This window comes from Paenibacillus sp. FSL H3-0286, from assembly GCF_045040705.1.
Classification (GTDB): domain Bacteria; phylum Bacillota; class Bacilli; order Paenibacillales; family Paenibacillaceae; genus Paenibacillus_AQ; species Paenibacillus_AQ odorifer.
Map to the genome: position 1 here is coordinate 1295153 of NZ_CP150285.1, position 16510 is coordinate 1311662.

The window sequence follows — 16510 nt, forward strand, 5'->3', positions numbered from 1 at the left end:
GTCTTCCTTCTTGACAGTTTAGCCTATGCACAAGTTACAATTCAAGTAGAGATCTTATTTCCCGTGGAAAGGACTTGTGATAGAACGCTATGGAAACTATGAGCAACGAAGAGCTACAGCTGTGGATTGAGCAGGTATCACGGGACAGCTTTGGCGTGCCGTTTAGGCATAAGGCGAGCTTTAACAGCCGGTTGTCCTCAACGGGTGGCCGATATTTTACCAAAAGCCATAATATAGAGATTAATCCCCATCAGCTTGCCATGTTTGGCAGAGAAGAGACGGAGCGGATTATAAAGCATGAGCTCTGCCATTATCATTTGCATTTGGCTAAGCGAGGGTATATGCATCGTGACGCTGATTTCAAAAGCCTGCTGGCGCAAGTCGGCGGAAGCCGCTACTGTCAGACACTGCCGGGTGCAAAAGCTCGGAAGCCGCTGCCCTATCGATATAAGCTTGTATGCAGTGCCTGTGCCATGGAGTATCCGCGTAAGCGAAAAGTAGACCCTAAGCGTTATCGCTGCGGTAAATGTTCGGGCAAGTTGAAGTTATTTATTTTATAACCAAACCTAATAATCCGACAAAAGAAACAGCTTGCTGAGGCGAAATGATGCATCCTTCTAAATCTTTGATATCCACGATCAAGCCACTGAACTCGCAGTCACTAAGGTCGATCCCATTAAGCTTTGATCCTGACAATGTGGCTTGATCCATATTACACTCGCTGAAGCTGATTTTTTGGAAATTTGACTGATAGTAGTCGGAACTCATTAATGAGCTGTTCTCAAAAGAAACCTGCTTCAGATTAGCGAATCGAAACGTAGCAAAATCCCCGATACAATCTACTACACGAACATTCTGGAATCTGCCTCTTGTAAAGTCTGTGCCAATGAGCTTGCAGTTTCTAAATTCAGTTCGATGAATAATGCCATTCGTAAAATCCACATTAGATAGATCACAGCGATCAAATATCACGTCCATAAGCTCGATCCCAGTTAGGGAGCACTCCGTAATCGTTACATTTTTAAAAATCACGCGATCAAAGCTGACCTTATTAGCCTCTTGATTATCAATAACCGTATCGCTGATGCTGCAACAGCTGAATTCGTCCTTGGTTTGCAGCGAATATATTTGCTCAGGAAGAAGAGAGTCTGGATCTGCTATTTTTGGCGAATCAATTTTGAAATTCATATGTACCTCCGTTTGTTTACTCCTTGCGGGTAGCTAAAACTAACTATCATCGCGTTAAACCGATTTGTCAATCTTCATGAAGGTTGTAGGGATTGGATATCCGTACAAATACACCTTTTTCTGGATAAAATCGCACATCGTTTTGTAAGCGTTCCCAAACTAATATGAAAAGGAAGTCCATATTAATTAGAGGGGGCACATGTATGAAACGAATCAGGTCCGCAATGGCGGGTCTGCTCGCGCTGCTGCTGATTTTTTCAAGCTTGCCTGTAATGGGAACCGGTAGTGGTTCCGTGGGAGCAGAAGGGGTTGGAGGAACAGGCGCTGAGCAAATTCCATCAGGTACGGTACTCATCAAGAATAAGTGGAAAAACAACTTTTTATATGAGACATCCGCAGGAATCGTGCGTTATGGCATGACCAATCCAGCCGATGCTTCAGCGCATTGGACGGTTGAGACGGTGAACGGGCTGTCACGAATCAAGAATGTGAAGACAGGCCATTACATTACAATGGCTGGTAACAACGGCAAAGAGGATTCACTTAAGGCGGCAGAACGCCAAGGTTCAGGAAGTGTTGCGGATCAGTGGCTAATCGATACTTCCAATCGCAATGGATACATGATCATCCGAAGTGCGACTGTGCCAGAGGGGAAATTGGTTATCCACGAGGAGAATCAGCTTGGTTATGCGCAAGTAAGCTCGGATATCAATGTTACGTTTGAGAGTCCGCAGTGGGCTTTTATAGATCCAAATGCAGCACCTGTACGGCTAGAGAGTCGTCTCCGCCCCGGTCAGGTAATGTATGAAAGTGAAGGGAATGTTCTTTACGGTAAACAGCCTGTCAGCAATGAAGCGGCCCAGTGGTATCTTGAATCAGGGACGGATGACGGAACAGTAATGATTCGCAACCGTGCGACAGGTCATTATATTAAGCAAAATGAAGTGACCTGGGCTGGGGTTTTTTCGCAGGAAGTCGATATGGATCATGTGAAGCTAAGTGAATGGGTCCAAGAGCATGCACCAGGCCCTGATGGGACGGGCTTCATTACCCTTCGTAACAGTGGTTTAACTGAAGAGGGGAGTCCATTATGGCTAAATCCACAATTCAGCGATGACAATAATGTGCGATCTAACAGCTGGCCGGGCTCAGCCTCTAATCCAAGCGCGCAGTGGAGAATTGTGCCTATTTCCGAATTACAGCCTGTACGTCTGGCAACTTATACGGATGCACAAGTGGCTACAGATTTCTTATATGAATCCGCAAACGGCGAGCTTAAGCATGGAATTATTACACCAGATGCCGCTAACACCTCTAACTATCTATGGTATATAGAAGATTATGACGGCAATAAGCGTATTCGTAATGCGGCAACCGATCATTATGTTTCTTATAGTGAAGGTACTGCAAAGGCCTTGCAGATTAGCGGAAGTCAGCCGTCGGATCAATGGATTTTTAATGATTCCGATGATTATGATGATTACCAGACGCTTCAGAATCTCGAAAGCACAGGCATTTATTTGTCTACATTGGGTGGAGAACATGCGGGTGCGATTGGGGATGCGACTTCTTTGAGCGCTCAGTGGCAGCTTTTAGATCCTAACACACCGACTGACGGCACAGTGCCCTATTACCGGATTCAGAATGGCTGGAAGTCATTTTATTGGTATGAGAGTGTTGATGGTCTTTTAAAATATGGAAATATGCAGAAGGACGGCTCCGATCAGTGGCTCGTGGAGAAATATAACGGCCGCAAGCTGTTCAAAAACAAGAAAACAGGCCATTACATGAACACGATGAATATGCCAAATGGCCATCTTCAGGTCACAGAGCTTCCAGACAGAAATCATGTGGAACGAGAATACATCTGGACAGGCAAAAATGTTGGGAACAACACCTACGTAATCAGTAGCGTTCTCGACAAGGAACCTAATAAAATCCCAGAGAAGTATATTTCACTTCAAAACCTCACTAAATATGCTGAGTACGGAGTGATCAATCCAGGTTGGGGCAGTCCGCAGTGGAGATTTGTTCCGGTCACCGAGAAAAAACAAGATTTGTTCCGTTTTCAGCTAGATGCTGTAAATGGAGAAGATCAATATCTTAAGGATGGTCCTTTGCTGACTTCTTCAGCCGCACTAGAGGAATTGCCAGAATCCAAGACGGTTACTGAAGCTGTCTATGCTGACCTGGAATCTGCACACTCTAACGAAAATCTTGCACCTCTAGCTGCTGAGAACGAGGATGTAACAGTAGGCCAGGCTACTTATGGTCCACTTGATTTGAATGACGATTCCTTTGTCTGGCAGCTGCAAGAAATAACCGGCAGCAATGGATCGGTGAAGATAAAAAATAAAGGCACTGGACGCTATCTCTCCCTTGAGCATATAGGTGGGGCTGTAGATGAGATTGATCCTAAAGTTAGCGTTCAGACTTTGCAAACAGTGTACGATGTATGGGCCAGCATTAAGTGGAAGGTTGATATGCAACCGTCCGGTGTGACTACCATTATGAGCTCATGGGCTGGTCACTATATCTATGGTGCGCCTGATGATAACGGCAACCCAATTCTCCGAATCAGTAAAGCTGCAGATACAGCGGAAAAAAGCAGTGCACATTTTACTGCTGAAGCGGTTGAAGCGATTGCTCCGCCGCTGCCTGATTACCCTGTAAGATTCAAGAATGCAAGCAGCGGAGAGTATTTATACGAAAATGAGCATGGGGTTGTTCTGTACGGGCAGCCGTCAGCAGACAATGGATTTTCGCACTGGAATGTATCTGTGCAGGAGGGTAAACAGACGATCACCAACCGGGCAACAGGTCATTTTTTAACGCTGAATGGTGATTATTCATATTTGGAGAGCAGTAGTACAGATCCTGCTGTAGACGGAGCATCCGCCTGGGAAGTAAGCTTGGCTTCCGATTATACACATTACACCATTCGTAGTCTCTTTGGAGAATACGACGATGAATTAATAAACATTGCCAATAAGACAGGATATGCTGAACGTGCGCTTTTGCTAGAAAGTGAGGGTACGGCACTATGGACACTTGAGGCGGCTCCACAGGAGTTTACTACTCCATCTGGAGAACTGCGCAATAACAATACAACAACTCCAGTTCAAAATGATACCAACATCATAACCATTGTACCGAAAGGCATGGCTGGTAAAGTATTGGCCGAAAAAGAGGGGGCTGTCCTATATGCAGATGCTTCCGATGTGGCGGCTCAATCCCAGTGGCTGGTGCAGGAGATAAACGGACGCAAACGAATTATGAATGTTCAGACACAACATTATCTTTCACTCAATGAATCGGACCAAGTGGTCTTGTTAGCTGCTGGAGATACAGAAAGATCCCAATGGAAGCTGGAAGAGAAGTTAGGTTATGCTGTTCTGCTAAGTGCGAATGGAACAGGTCTTCTTTCTCACAGCGCATCGGCTGTTCAGCTTGGTTCTGCTGCAAATGGAACTGATAGTGAGCTCTGGAGCTTCTTACCTATCCCTGCTGATGCAATTTATGCAGGAGGAGAAGTATTCAAAGGGGAACGTGTTATACGGTTTGCAGTCAACGCCCAGCAGGCTGGGGAATACGATGCTGTTATTCGATACAAAAATACCGCTGCTGCCGCAACGGATCTGGCACTAGAGGTGAATGGATTAAACGAAGGGGGCAAGGTTAGTCTTGGCAAGTCTGCCTCTTGGAAGACTGTAGCGGTAAAACTGCAGCTTCGTGCAGGCATCAACACGGTTTCTCTAAGCAGTGACAACGTGGATTGGAGTAAAGTAACCCTTGATAGCCTGACCGTAAAAAACAGCGTAAACAAAACATACCGTGGAGCAACGGTTCCATATATCAGCTATGAAGCTGAGGATGCGGCAACAAACGGAACGTTGATTGGTTCGTCGCGGAAATATCTCAGCATGGCTTCCGAGGCTTCTGGACGACAAGCGGTGGCCTTAAAGAATACGGGAGATTATCTAGAGTTCAAGCTTGCAGAATCAGCTAACTCCATCGTTCTTCGATATTCTATTCCTGATAGTCCAGATGGGGCTGGTGCGGAAGAAACCTTGACTCTATATGTGGATGGAATTAAGAAGCAGCTTAAGCTGACATCCAAATATGCTTGGGAATATGGCAGCTACCCATGGTCAAATGACCCTCGCCAAGGCAGTGGACAACGCTTCTTTGACGAAATCCATGCTCTGATCGGCGATGCTCCTGCCGGAGCAACTATTCGCTTAGAGAAGGGAACAGGAGACAACGCAGCTTCTTACGTCATTGACCTGGTGGATATGGAGCAGGTTGCCCCTGAGTTGGCTCGCCCGGACGGATTTATTTCCGTAACGGATTTTGGAGCGGCAGCGAATGATGAGGGAGATGATACCGCAGCCTTCAAGGCAGCCCTTGCCGAAGCGAATGCGACAGGTAAAGGTGTGTGGTTCCCGGCGGGTACCTTTAATGTCGGTGAGGGTCTGCTGGATCTGGATACCGCTGAAATACGTGGTGCCGGCATGTGGTATACGGTTCTGAATGGAGCTAAGTTTTATGGTCACGGCGGTAAGGTTGGTGTTTACGATCTGATGATTGAAGGCGGCATTAACGAACGGGATGATGAAGCGATCACCAACGCTTTTCATGGTGCTTTTGGCCAAGGTTCGATTATACAGAACGTTTGGATAGAACATACCAAAGCAGGCTTGTGGTTAACTCAGCCGATGGGTGAAAAGGCGCGTACGAATGGTCTGTACATGGCAGGTCTGCGGATCCGCAATCTTATGGCAGACGGAATTAACTTTGCCGTAGGGACTGGCAACAGCATGATGGAACAAAGTGACATCCGCTATCCAGGGGATGATGGAATCGCAATGTGGTCGTTTACTGACGGCAAGTTGACGGATGTGAATGGTACGGAACGTACACCGAGCTATAACAACACGGCACGTTTTAATACGGTATCCTTGCCTTGGTTAGCGGATAACATTGTAGTCTTTGGGGGGAAAGATAACAAAGTCCAGGACAACGTGGTAAAAGACACTGTGACTAATGGAGCCGGGATTGCAGTGTCCACCCGTTTCACCGCCGAGCCATTCCAAGGAACAACGATTGTGGAGCGAAATACCTTGCTTAGAACTGGCAGCTACGATTCCGGTTACGGCGTGAATCTGGGTGCGTTATGGCTTTATGCTGGTGAGAGTGATCTGAAAGGAAAAGTACTCATTCGCAACAATACGGCACTGGACAGCACTTATTCGGGGCTGATTGCTCAAGGTGATCTAGAGGGAGATACTCTCACTTCCATTGATGGAGTTGTGCTGACGAATAATGTATTTGATGGTGCAGGTACAAGCGGTATAGAAGTTACGAAAAATCTGAAAGGGAGTCTGTTGGTCGACAACATGATTATTCGTGGCGAACGGATGAACCTACTGACCAATGCCTCTCCTGACTTAAGCATTAAAGAACAAAATCAAGGAATAGCCTCAGCCATTAAACCGTTCTCTATCAAACTAGCAGATGGACAGAGCGGGCCTGTGGTATTAGAGCAGGGTAAGTCAGCTACGCTTAAGGTACTAGATAAAGAAGGCAGAGATATTACCGCACAAGCTACTCTAAATATTATGAGCAATGAGATTGCTACATTTACCAACGACAGTCTTAATGGAATTAAAGCGGGTATCACAGACTTCACGGTAACTGTGGGCAGCGATAAGAGGGGATATACAATTGAGGTGCTATCACCTGGCGGGACAGATCCTGTAGACCCGATCGATCCTGTGGATCCAACAAGTACTCCCAGTCCGACGAGTACTCCTAGTCCAACGAATACTCCAGAACCAACAAGTACTCCTGGTCCAACAGACCCTACAGGGTCAGTGAACCCTGTTCAACCCGGCACACCGACGGCTACACCAGCACCTACGCCAGCAGCTAATCATGATGCGCAGCTAAAAGCTAAGGCGACTGCAGGGCAGGCTGTTATCGAGATATCAGCTAACGGTGACGGCACAGCCCGGTTTAGTGCAGATGCTTTACGTAAGGCGGCGGCACTTAGCCCCAAAGCTGTGCTTGTTATTGAAAGTGGAGGGATGAGCTACCGCTTCCCGTTAGAGCTTGTGGAGAGTGTGCTCAAAGCCGCACAAATGCCGGCAGGCACACTGGAGTTCAATGTAAATTCGCTAAGCGGAAAAGGATTGGAACAACTGCTTGTCAAAGCTAAGCAGCAAGGCTTTACTGTGCAAGGAACACCGGCTAATTTCACTCTAAAGGTAACGGATGGAAAAACCTCTGTAGCAGCAAGCGGGTTCGGTACCACTTATGTAGATCGTACATTTATGCTTAAGGAGGCGCTGGATGCGAAGACAGGTGTAGTCCTTATTTACGATGAACAGACGGGTTCCTTCCGTTATGTACCTGCATTGTATGAGCCCGTTAATGGGATGACCAAGGTTACGGTTAAGAGCAGTATTGCGAGCGGTGTATTTGTCGCTGCGCTGCACCCTGTGACTTTTGGGGATATTGCTACACATTGGGCGAGAAATGAGATTGAGGGACTTGCCAGCCGACTGATCTTGACCGGACAATCCACAGATACCTTTGCACCTCAGAAATCTGTCAGTCGTGCCGAGTTCGCAGCTATGCTGATTCGATCGTTAGGTCTTGTAGCTGCGAACACGACGAAGACCTTCAGTGATGTGTCCGATTTATCTTGGTATGCAGCGGACGCCAGAGCTGCTGCAGCCTTAGGACTGGTTCAAGGCTATGAGGATGGAACCTTCCGTCCGAACGCCCCTATTACACGGGAGCAACTGGCTGTTATGGCAGCCAGAGCAATGAAGCTGCTGAATCTAAAAGCTGAAGGATCTAGAGCAATCGTTGCTACAGATGTTTTCACAGACGCTTCAACTATTTCCTCATGGGCTAAAGAAGCAGTGTCTGACCTGGTTGCAAAAGGCATTATGAAAGGTCAACCATCAGGCAGCTTTGTACCTAGCAGTGATACTAGCCGTGCAGAAGCCGCCGTAATTCTTGTACGGTTGCTTAGAGCAGCTGAATTATTGAATTAGCTACCGCGGTAGAAGCTACAATATGGCATAAGTAAAAAGACAGCAGAGCAGCGATCCTCCGGTTATTGGAGAATCGCTGCTCTGCGTTTTTGACGATGGCTGGCCTGCTATAAAAGCTTATGGGCAAGCGAAAGCTCATTGACTTTGAGTAACCCAATCACTTGCATAAACACCAACACCAACATCGCCGAGCTATCATTGGCTGAGGCTTGCGGACCCCAATGACGCTATTGGCAAGTTTTTAGCCTTTTGGGCAGGGTTTCGGACTCAAGTGATGCTATTCGTTCGAAAGAGGCTCATATTTGGTGTTTTTCGTGCCAATAGAGGCAATGGGGTCCGATAGTATGCCAAATATGCGATTATGCTGAGTATAAGGTCAACTGGGTCCGATAGTAGCTTCATATCCGATTCCGATACAGACTTATTTCAGTTTTCCCATCGATAGATTGACTCTGTAATTTCCGAACTTCAGCAGTTCGTCGAGAAAGCTATTCAACTCCTTTTGGCTTCCGGTACGAACACGTATCCAGTAGCAGCCTTCTCCGCTGACCCTATGTATTTCTTTTACACTATCATGCTGCTTTGCGAATGTCTGAAAGGCTGGGTGAACCGTATTCGAACCCAAAAAAACAGTAATAAAGGCATGAATAGTCTCCCCAACCTTATCCGGATTCCAGCGGACCGTGTAGCCTTCAATCACTCCGGTGTCCTGCATTTTGCGAATACGTGCGCCCACAGCCTGACCGGTCATATGCACTTGCTGCCCAATATCTTTGTGACTGATCGTGGAATCTTCAATTAGAAGCTGCAGGATGCGAAAATCCACATCATCTATAAAATAAGAACTCATTATTATCTAAAATCCTTTCTGCGTGAAAGTAGAACAGGCCAATCTTTTTCCAATCTCAATGTATTCTGTTTTAAGGTCCAACTATAATTAATTGTAGCAGAAGATAACTGAAAGAAAGAAGGGCTTCCGATGAAAATACAGCATATCCGCAACGCGACCCTATGGCTAGAGTATGGTGGCAGTACATTTTTAATTGATCCTATGTTGAGTGAACAGGGTGCTAATCCGCCTATTTTTAATACTGAAAATGATCGCCGCAATCCGCTCGTTCCTTTGCCGGGAGCCGTAGAACAATGGCTGAGTCCTAATGCAATTCTTGTCACACATCTTCATCAGGATCATTGGGATGCTGCTGCCATTTCTTTGTTGCCGCATGATCTACCACTATTATGTCAGGAAGGAGATGGAGATAAATTAGCGAAGCAGGGGTTTGAGCATACCACGGAAATTAGCGGTTCACTGACGTTTAATGGAATAACTATAACACGTACTGATGGACGGCATGGCACTGGAGTGACTGGTAAACTTATGGGTAAGGTATCCGGGTTTGTATTTCAGGCGGAAGGCGAACCTGTTCTATATGTGGCTGGGGATACGATTTGGTGTGATAAGGTGAGAATGGCATTGGAGGTTTTTAAACCTGAGGTGACCGTTGTGAATGCTGGTGGTGCTCAGTTTTTAAGCGGATGCCATATTACAATGAATGAGCAGGATGTCGTAGACCTATGTGAATATGCTCCTTCTACTAAAGTGATTGCTGTGCACATGGACGCCATTAACCATTGTTTGGTTACCCGAGATAAGCTAAAAGCTCATTTAGAGAAGGAATCGTTGGGGGATCGGGTACACCTTCCGCAGGATGGAGAATGGTGTAATCTATAGACGGAGAGGGATGGAAATCTCTTTAAAAAATCTAGCAAGCGGCCGAATAATAGCATAAATTTGAAAACGATCACAAAAATTATTTTGCCCGCTTGACTAGACCTTGAAATCATGATAAATTAATTCATGTTCACTTGTAATGTTCCCTGATAGCTCAGTTGGTAGAGCACTCGACTGTTAATCGAGTTGTCACAGGTTCGAGTCCTGTTCGGGGAGCCATTTTCATGGAGAGATACCCAAGTGGCTATAAGGGGACCCTCTGCTAAGGGGTTAGACTGCGTAAGCGGTGCGTGGGTTCGAATCCCACTCTCTCCGTTCTGAATTACATAGAAGAGCTTCCATTCTGGGAGCTCTTTTTTGTTGTTTGTGAATTTATTTTTCGGTTGCTATATGCGATTCTGAGAAACGGTGTATTCAATATTTTGGAAGGGGAATGGTGTGGAGGGATCGAATGTTTAATTGATAAGTGTGAAGAGTTTAAAGGAGGGAGCATGAAAACAATAAATCAAATACAAACAAAACCGTCAAGCCGATATGATAGTTTTGATCCGGATCAAGAGGGGAATAAAAATACTATTTTTGCCGACGTAATAATTGATGGTAGATCTCTTTACCAAATGTTAAAAAAATATGATAGGGTTCCTTCCCTCGGGTGGGGTAGTGAAGAGCATCAAAGGAAAATGATTAATTATTTTTTGTTAAACGAAATGCATGAATATTTGTACTACAGGTACCCAATATTAGTCTGTCCCTGGTGTGGCGATGAAGAGTGTGGCTTTATATCAGTGTTTATTGAGAGAGAAGAAGATCTTATTATATGGAGAGATTTCAAACTGGAACCCAGCAAAAAAGCTATTGATGTTGGGCCTTTTTATTTTAAATGGGATGAGTACGAGAAAGTTATAAAAGAGACATTATAACATTTCTGCTCGTTGCTATTGCTCTGTGTTTGCCAAGATGGGATCTCATTGATGAGAATCCGTGAATATAAGGAGTACGTTACATGAACAAAGATGAGTACTTTAAAAATCTAGCAGAAATAATTACAGACCAAATATACATTGGAGCATCAGAATCTGATATTCAAAAAGAAATTGAGACAAATATGTGGAGAATTACAATTCAACCTGACTTGGTGAAAGAAAATTTAATTGATGATTTCGACAATTTTATAAATAAAGTAATTGAAAATAGACAAGAACAGATTTATAGATCAAATTCAGCTAATGGTATGATCTTTTACCTGTGGTTTGATCTAATGGCTAGCCAGTTGAGATTCAACTTAATATCAGATGTAAACAAAGAACTACCATTTGCTTGCTCGATTCAATATACGGGAGATAAAAGAGAAGTTTTAGAAGATTTTATAAATTCACCGTTACATAATGGCCTACCAATAGAAGGATATGATGATAGTTTTGTAGAGAAAGAATTTGTATTAACAATCTATAAAAAACATTTAATAATATATTAGTTTATATCAAGGAAGACGGAAAACCATATAAGTCAGAGGAGTGGAATCAAAATGGAACTGTTTAAGCAGATCCCCTTGTACAGATTTTTGGCATTATGCAATGAAAGTGGTATGGAAAAAAACATATTAGACTGCGGGGCGGGAGGGGATTCACCTCCACTAAGTTTGTTTGCAAACTATGGATACAGTACATACGGTATTGAGATGAATGACGAACAAATTAAAAGAGCTAGTCAGTTCGCAACTGAAAGAGGACAGAATCTAAATATACAACAAGGCGACATGAGACAGTTGGCACTAAGTGATGAGTCGATGAGTTTTGTGTATTCATATAACTCTATTTTTCATATGAGAAAACAAGATGTGAAAAAAGCGATAAATGAAATGAAACGCGTTCTAAAACCTAATGGATTATTATTTGTAAATTTTTTAACCCTAAAGGATTTTAGAGTCGGCGATGGAGTTGATTTGGGGGATAATCAGTTTGAACAAATAGAAGACGATGAATTCGTAATACACTCTTATTATGATTATCATGAGGCGGATTCTATGTTTGATGATTTGCAGTTAATATACAAAGAAGATCGAGTACTGGAAAGAAAGTTTGAAGGCGAATGGATACGACAAGGATTTATCGATTACATATATAGAAAATAGCTGGATGCTGAAGAACATATTAGTAGCTCCGAAAAAGCTAGATAGCTGCGAACAATACGTTCACGCCGTGGACCACGAGGTGTTGGTTCGATAAAGGTAAAGGTTTGAAGAAGAGTTAGCTAGGTGGACAACCCCGCGAGTCTAATGCTAGCGACTGTTTCCTAGGGTGATTTAAGCCGCTTGAATGTCAATCAGCACTTGATGCTTGTTCGCAACCATTATACTTCGGGGGGGATTTCAGATGGATGTAATTATAAATAACTCAATGATTCAGTTGATTCAAGGAGATATAACTAAATTAGATGTTGATGCTATCGTCAATGCAGCAAACACAAGCTTAATGGGTGGAGGCGGAGTAGATGGAGCTATCCATAGAGCTGGTGGAAAAGCGATATTAGAGGATTGCATGAAAATTCGTAACCAAAGGGGAGGTTGTGAGGTTGGAGAAGCGGTAATAACAACAGGAGGAAATCTGAAATGTGAATTTGTTATTCATACCGTTGGTCCTGTTTGGAATAGTGGAAAGAATAACGAAGAAGAGAAGTTAAGGAATTGCTATAAAAATTTATTAATATTAGCTGAATCTAATGAAGTAACAAGTATTGCGATACCTAATATAAGTACAGGAATATATAATTTTCCGAAAGATCTTGCTTGTAGCATAGCTATAGATGAAGTTTCAAAATATATTATAAATAATAAGTCGGAAATAAATAAGATTGTTTTTATATGTTTCGATGAAGCGAACTATGAACTATATAGGAATGAATTAAAGAGACTTTGTTAGAATTTTGATGTTTACCAAAAAAGGAGATGTGCCAATGAATAACAGATCAGATTTGCTAAATCAGTTTAAGGAATGGAATGGATTTGTTCTAGAAATTATTGATTTAGATTGGAAAACACCCATCGCTGAAGGAAAATGGACCGTTCATGATGTTGTTAGTCATATTTTGTTATGGGATAAATACTTCTATGAATCGACGATCGAACCGATAGCATACGATAAAGCGATAACACTTCAACTTATTGATTTCGATCAATTTAATAATGATGCTGTTACATATGGTAAAACAAAAACCAAAGACGAATTAATAGAATTGACTGTGAAGTATCGTAACTTAATATTAGATTGTATAAGTAGTCTTGAGGAGGGAAAATACTCAGGCAAATATGTGGACGGAAGGTTTTCCTTTGAGTCCTATTTAAAGGATTTTATATCGCATGACCTACATCATATGATGCAGATTAAAGAATTAAACAAGAAAATGATGAGTAATTGACTCGTGACGGAAGTGCAAAGAATGGAGCTGACCACCCTAATTAGCTTTCTCTCACTCGATTATTGTGTGGGACAGAGTTTTTTTTCGCAAAAATAGAGATACAACTTGACCAGGAACTCATAATAAACTCGAAAAACACATATCCAAAGAGACAAATGTTATATTATTTATCATTAAATGCAATCTGTAGGTAAAATCAAAGACTCCCCCTCTGAAAATCAAACTTTAAAAATCTCCATAATTCTCCTGTTTTCTTCTCTTTACCCACTTTCTATCTATATACGTCCCAAAGGATTAACTCAAAATGTTATGTAATATAACATTAAATATTGAATATTATAGTAAAAACCACAAATTTTACTGACGCATGTATAGTACTGTGTTAATATAAGTGACATAAAACGATGAAAATGAATGTAAGCTAAAGAAAGGTGTTTTTAAAAATAAATATGGGGATTGGGGGACGGCGATGGAGTATTTCATTCAACAGTTAATTAACGGGATTTCTGTAGGGAGCATCTATGCTCTGATCGCACTAGGGTACACCATGGTTTACGGGATTATTAAATTGATCAATTTCGCCCATGGGGATGTGTTTATGGTTGGGTCGTTTATTGGATTGTTCAGTGCCAGGTACTTGGCTTCAGCAGGGCTTCCTCCGATACTGGTCTTACTTATCTCATTGGTGATTTCTATGACGATCAGTGCGTTGCTGGGGATGTCAATCGAACGGCTAGCATACAAACCTCTACGAAAAGCTTCGCGAATCGCTGTGTTGATTACTGCAATTGGCGTTTCTTTTTTGCTGGAATACAGCGGTGTGTTTGTGCTTGGTCCTCAGGCTAAAGGATTTCCGGAGATTCTTAATAAGCAGCAATACAACTTGTTTGGTTCCTCGATTCAGGTGGACTCCAATCAAATCATGATCTTGGGGACGACGGTTATTTTGATGATCATCCTTCAGTATATTGTGCACCGAACAAAGATTGGTAAAGCGATGCGGGCCGTTTCTTTTGATATGGAAGCAGCACGGTTGATGGGGATTAATGTAGATCGGACCATTTCAGCCACCTTCGCTATAGGATCTGCACTTGCGGCAGCAGCAGGCGTTATTTTCGGAATGACTTATAATTCAGTGGATCCGATGATGGGGGTGCTTCCGGGGCTTAAAGCTTTTGTGGCTGCGGTTCTAGGTGGCATTGGCAGTATTCCTGGTGCTCTGGTAGGGGGACTTCTGCTGGGCACAGTCGAGACAGAGGTTTCATCTCTGGGATACTCTTCTTGGCGTGATGGTGTGGCATTTGCTGTACTCATCCTAATCCTTATCTTTAAACCATCCGGGCTATTTGGTAAAAATGTCCGCGAGAAAGTGTAGGGAGATGCCTATGAAGAAGATAAACAAGTCATTTTGGATAGGCATTGTATTTTCTGTCATGCTATATATCGTCATTCAAATTCTTCTAACAACGGGAATATTTGATGATGTCATGGAGTCTACGCTAATTCTAATTTGTATAAATGTCATGCTGGCGGTGTCTTTGAATCTGATTAATGGGATAACGGGGCAATTCTCAATCGGGCATGCTGGATTTATGTCTATTGGTGCTTACGTTTCTTCCATTTTAACTTTGAACTTTGAGATGCCATTCGTGCTGGCGCTAGTGATCTCTGGACTGGTTGCTGCATTTTTCGGTGTACTTATCGGGATTCCGACCTTGCGGCTGAATGGAGACTATCTGGCGATTGCTACGCTGGGATTTGGTGAGATTATCCGGATTGTCCTGCTCAATACAGAATATGTGGGCGGAGCTTCAGGCCTAAGCGGCATTCCTAATCAAACGACTTGGGCGATTATGTTTCTGTTCACATTGGTCACGATTGTTGTGATCAATAACTTTATACGTTCCACTCACGGCCGGGCTTGTATAGCGATTCGGGAGAATGAAATTGCTGCTGAAGCGATGGGGATTAATACAACCTTGTACAAAGTCATTGCTTTTTCCCTTGGAGCATTATTTGCGGGAATAGCGGGTGGTCTCTCTGCTCATAAGTTCTACGTCATCAATCCTGGCAGCTTTAATTTTCTGAAATCATTCGAAATTCTAGTCATGGTAGTGTTAGGTGGGCTAGGAAGTACAAGCGGGGCCATCGTGGGTGCGATTGTACTGACGGTGCTCTTCACGGTGCTTCAGGAATATCCGGAGCTGCGGATGATTATTTACTCGGCGATTCTAATTCTGATGATGATTTTTCGGCCTAAAGGGCTGCTTGGCAGCACGGGTTTTTCTTTCTTGAAATGGTCTAAAAAGGAGGTCAAGCCAAGTGACAGCATCAACAGTGGAAGTGCTTCTTGATGTTCAACAAGCAAGTCGTGCATTTGGCGGGCTTAAGGCGCTTAACGAGGTATCTCTCCATATTAATAAAGGCGAGTTGATTGGGCTCATCGGACCTAATGGCGCGGGAAAAACAACCCTTTTTAACTTGCTGACAGGTGTATACCCGCCTTCCAGTGGCGATATTATCCTCAGCGATCAGGCAGTAGGCGGGATGAAGCCTTATCGGATTAACCGAAAAGGGGCAGCGCGGACATTTCAGAATATCCGTCTATTTACTTCTATGACGGTGCTGGATAACGTTAAGATCGCATTTCACCAGCATGCCAGACATTCGATGTTCACTTCCATGCTTCGTCTGCCTAAGCATTTTGTAGAAGAAAACGAAATTACGCAAAAGGCTATGGATATTCTCAAAATATTTAATCTTGCCGATCAATGTGATGAATGTGCCGGGAATCTTAGCTATGGAAATCAAAGGCGTTTGGAAATTGCGCGCGCGCTTGCAGCAGGACCTAAGCTTTTGCTATTGGATGAACCAGCCGCAGGGATGAACCCGAATGAAACTCGGGATCTAATGAATCTTATTGCCTGGATCCGTGAAGAGTTTGAGCTGACGATCCTGCTTATCGAGCACGATATGTCCCTGGTTATGGGGGTGTGTGACCGGATTTATGTGCTGGATCGCGGAATGTTGATTGCTGAAGGTACGCCCGTTGAAATACGGAATCATCCCAAAGTCATAGAAGCCTATTTGGGACAGGAGGCGTAGTGGA

13 protein-coding genes and 2 tRNA genes are annotated in these 16510 nt (G+C 43.6%); 13 read left to right on the top strand and 2 right to left on the bottom strand.

Features of this window, described 5'->3' with window-relative positions:
• The first annotated feature begins 98 nt into the window (after nucleotides 1–98).
• Nucleotides 99–560, top strand: a complete 462-nt coding sequence (locus tag MHB37_RS05615) for a SprT family protein (RefSeq protein ID WP_081383508.1) — start codon at nucleotides 99–101, stop codon at nucleotides 558–560.
• Here MHB37_RS05615 and MHB37_RS05620 read toward each other — a convergent pair.
• Nucleotides 550–1188, bottom strand: coding sequence for a pentapeptide repeat-containing protein (locus MHB37_RS05620; protein WP_076129517.1), 639 nt, complete (start codon nucleotides 1186–1188; stop codon nucleotides 550–552). The genes MHB37_RS05615 and MHB37_RS05620 overlap by 11 nt on opposite strands.
• Before the next feature lie 203 nt (nucleotides 1189–1391).
• Between MHB37_RS05620 and MHB37_RS05625 the strand changes: the two genes are divergently transcribed.
• Nucleotides 1392–8255 (top strand): S-layer homology domain-containing protein, encoded by a 6864-nt coding sequence (locus MHB37_RS05625; RefSeq protein WP_405169027.1) that lies wholly within the window; start codon nucleotides 1392–1394, stop codon nucleotides 8253–8255.
• 421 nt (nucleotides 8256–8676) lie between these two features.
• On the opposite strand, the gene MHB37_RS05630 is transcribed toward MHB37_RS05625, so the two are convergent.
• Nucleotides 8677–9105 (bottom strand): Lrp/AsnC family transcriptional regulator, encoded by a 429-nt coding sequence (locus tag MHB37_RS05630; RefSeq protein ID WP_038569079.1) that lies wholly within the window; start codon nucleotides 9103–9105, stop codon nucleotides 8677–8679.
• A 129-nt stretch (nucleotides 9106–9234) separates the two neighbouring features.
• Here MHB37_RS05630 and MHB37_RS05635 point away from each other — a divergent pair, with 129 nt between their 5' ends.
• The 11 genes from MHB37_RS05635 to MHB37_RS05685 all read left to right on the top strand — a co-directional run bounded on the left by MHB37_RS05635 (nucleotide 9235) and on the right by MHB37_RS05685 (nucleotide 16506).
• Nucleotides 9235–9987 (top strand): MBL fold metallo-hydrolase, encoded by a 753-nt coding sequence (locus MHB37_RS05635; RefSeq protein WP_076145443.1) that lies wholly within the window; start codon nucleotides 9235–9237, stop codon nucleotides 9985–9987.
• Between the two features lie 143 nt (nucleotides 9988–10130).
• A tRNA-Asn gene (locus tag MHB37_RS05640) sits at nucleotides 10131–10206 on the top strand.
• A gap of 7 nt (nucleotides 10207–10213) precedes the next feature.
• A tRNA-Ser gene (locus MHB37_RS05645) sits at nucleotides 10214–10302 on the top strand.
• Nucleotides 10303–10478: 176 nt separating this feature from the next.
• Nucleotides 10479–10907 (top strand): oxidoreductase, encoded by a 429-nt coding sequence (locus MHB37_RS05650; protein WP_405169028.1) that lies wholly within the window; start codon nucleotides 10479–10481, stop codon nucleotides 10905–10907.
• A gap of 83 nt (nucleotides 10908–10990) precedes the next feature.
• On the top strand, nucleotides 10991–11461 hold the full coding sequence (locus MHB37_RS05655; RefSeq protein WP_280752569.1) for a hypothetical protein: 471 nt from the start codon (nucleotides 10991–10993) through the stop codon (nucleotides 11459–11461).
• 51 nt (nucleotides 11462–11512) lie between these two features.
• Nucleotides 11513–12118, top strand: coding sequence for a class I SAM-dependent methyltransferase (locus tag MHB37_RS05660; protein WP_076278193.1), 606 nt, complete (start codon nucleotides 11513–11515; stop codon nucleotides 12116–12118).
• Nucleotides 12119–12359: 241 nt separating this feature from the next.
• Nucleotides 12360–12905: an O-acetyl-ADP-ribose deacetylase gene (locus MHB37_RS05665; RefSeq protein ID WP_405169029.1), complete on the top strand. Its 546-nt coding sequence runs from the start codon at nucleotides 12360–12362 to the stop codon at nucleotides 12903–12905.
• Between the two features lie 34 nt (nucleotides 12906–12939).
• A complete protein-coding gene (locus MHB37_RS05670; RefSeq protein WP_340977319.1) occupies nucleotides 12940–13401 on the top strand; it encodes a DinB family protein in 462 nt (153 codons plus the stop codon).
• A gap of 547 nt (nucleotides 13402–13948) precedes the next feature.
• Entirely contained in the window at nucleotides 13949–14776 is an 828-nt protein-coding gene (locus tag MHB37_RS05675) for a branched-chain amino acid ABC transporter permease (RefSeq protein WP_370511630.1), read from the top strand.
• A 10-nt stretch (nucleotides 14777–14786) separates the two neighbouring features.
• Nucleotides 14787–15755, top strand: coding sequence for a branched-chain amino acid ABC transporter permease (locus MHB37_RS05680; protein WP_340977318.1), 969 nt, complete (start codon nucleotides 14787–14789; stop codon nucleotides 15753–15755).
• On the top strand, nucleotides 15724–16506 hold the full coding sequence (locus MHB37_RS05685; RefSeq protein ID WP_340977317.1) for an ABC transporter ATP-binding protein: 783 nt from the start codon (nucleotides 15724–15726) through the stop codon (nucleotides 16504–16506). The genes MHB37_RS05680 and MHB37_RS05685 overlap by 32 nt, the downstream gene beginning before the upstream one ends.
• Nucleotides 16507–16510: the final 4 nt, after the last annotated feature.

What these genes read in the sequence shown, in the direction of transcription:
- MHB37_RS05615 (WP_081383508.1), top strand. Translation starts at nt 99, where the DNA reads ATGAGCAACGAAGAGCTACAGCTGTGGATTGAGCAGGTATCACGGGAC.
- MHB37_RS05620 (WP_076129517.1), bottom strand. Translation starts at nt 1,188, where the DNA reads ATGAATTTCAAAATTGATTCGCCAAAAATAGCAGATCCAGACTCTCTT.
- MHB37_RS05625 (WP_405169027.1), top strand. Translation starts at nt 1,392, where the DNA reads ATGAAACGAATCAGGTCCGCAATGGCGGGTCTGCTCGCGCTGCTGCTG.
- MHB37_RS05630 (WP_038569079.1), bottom strand. Translation starts at nt 9,105, where the DNA reads ATGAGTTCTTATTTTATAGATGATGTGGATTTTCGCATCCTGCAGCTT.
- MHB37_RS05635 (WP_076145443.1), top strand. Translation starts at nt 9,235, where the DNA reads ATGAAAATACAGCATATCCGCAACGCGACCCTATGGCTAGAGTATGGT.
- MHB37_RS05650 (WP_405169028.1), top strand. Translation starts at nt 10,479, where the DNA reads ATGAAAACAATAAATCAAATACAAACAAAACCGTCAAGCCGATATGAT.
- MHB37_RS05655 (WP_280752569.1), top strand. Translation starts at nt 10,991, where the DNA reads ATGAACAAAGATGAGTACTTTAAAAATCTAGCAGAAATAATTACAGAC.
- MHB37_RS05660 (WP_076278193.1), top strand. Translation starts at nt 11,513, where the DNA reads ATGGAACTGTTTAAGCAGATCCCCTTGTACAGATTTTTGGCATTATGC.
- MHB37_RS05665 (WP_405169029.1), top strand. Translation starts at nt 12,360, where the DNA reads ATGGATGTAATTATAAATAACTCAATGATTCAGTTGATTCAAGGAGAT.
- MHB37_RS05670 (WP_340977319.1), top strand. Translation starts at nt 12,940, where the DNA reads ATGAATAACAGATCAGATTTGCTAAATCAGTTTAAGGAATGGAATGGA.
- MHB37_RS05675 (WP_370511630.1), top strand. Translation starts at nt 13,949, where the DNA reads ATGGTTTACGGGATTATTAAATTGATCAATTTCGCCCATGGGGATGTG.
- MHB37_RS05680 (WP_340977318.1), top strand. Translation starts at nt 14,787, where the DNA reads ATGAAGAAGATAAACAAGTCATTTTGGATAGGCATTGTATTTTCTGTC.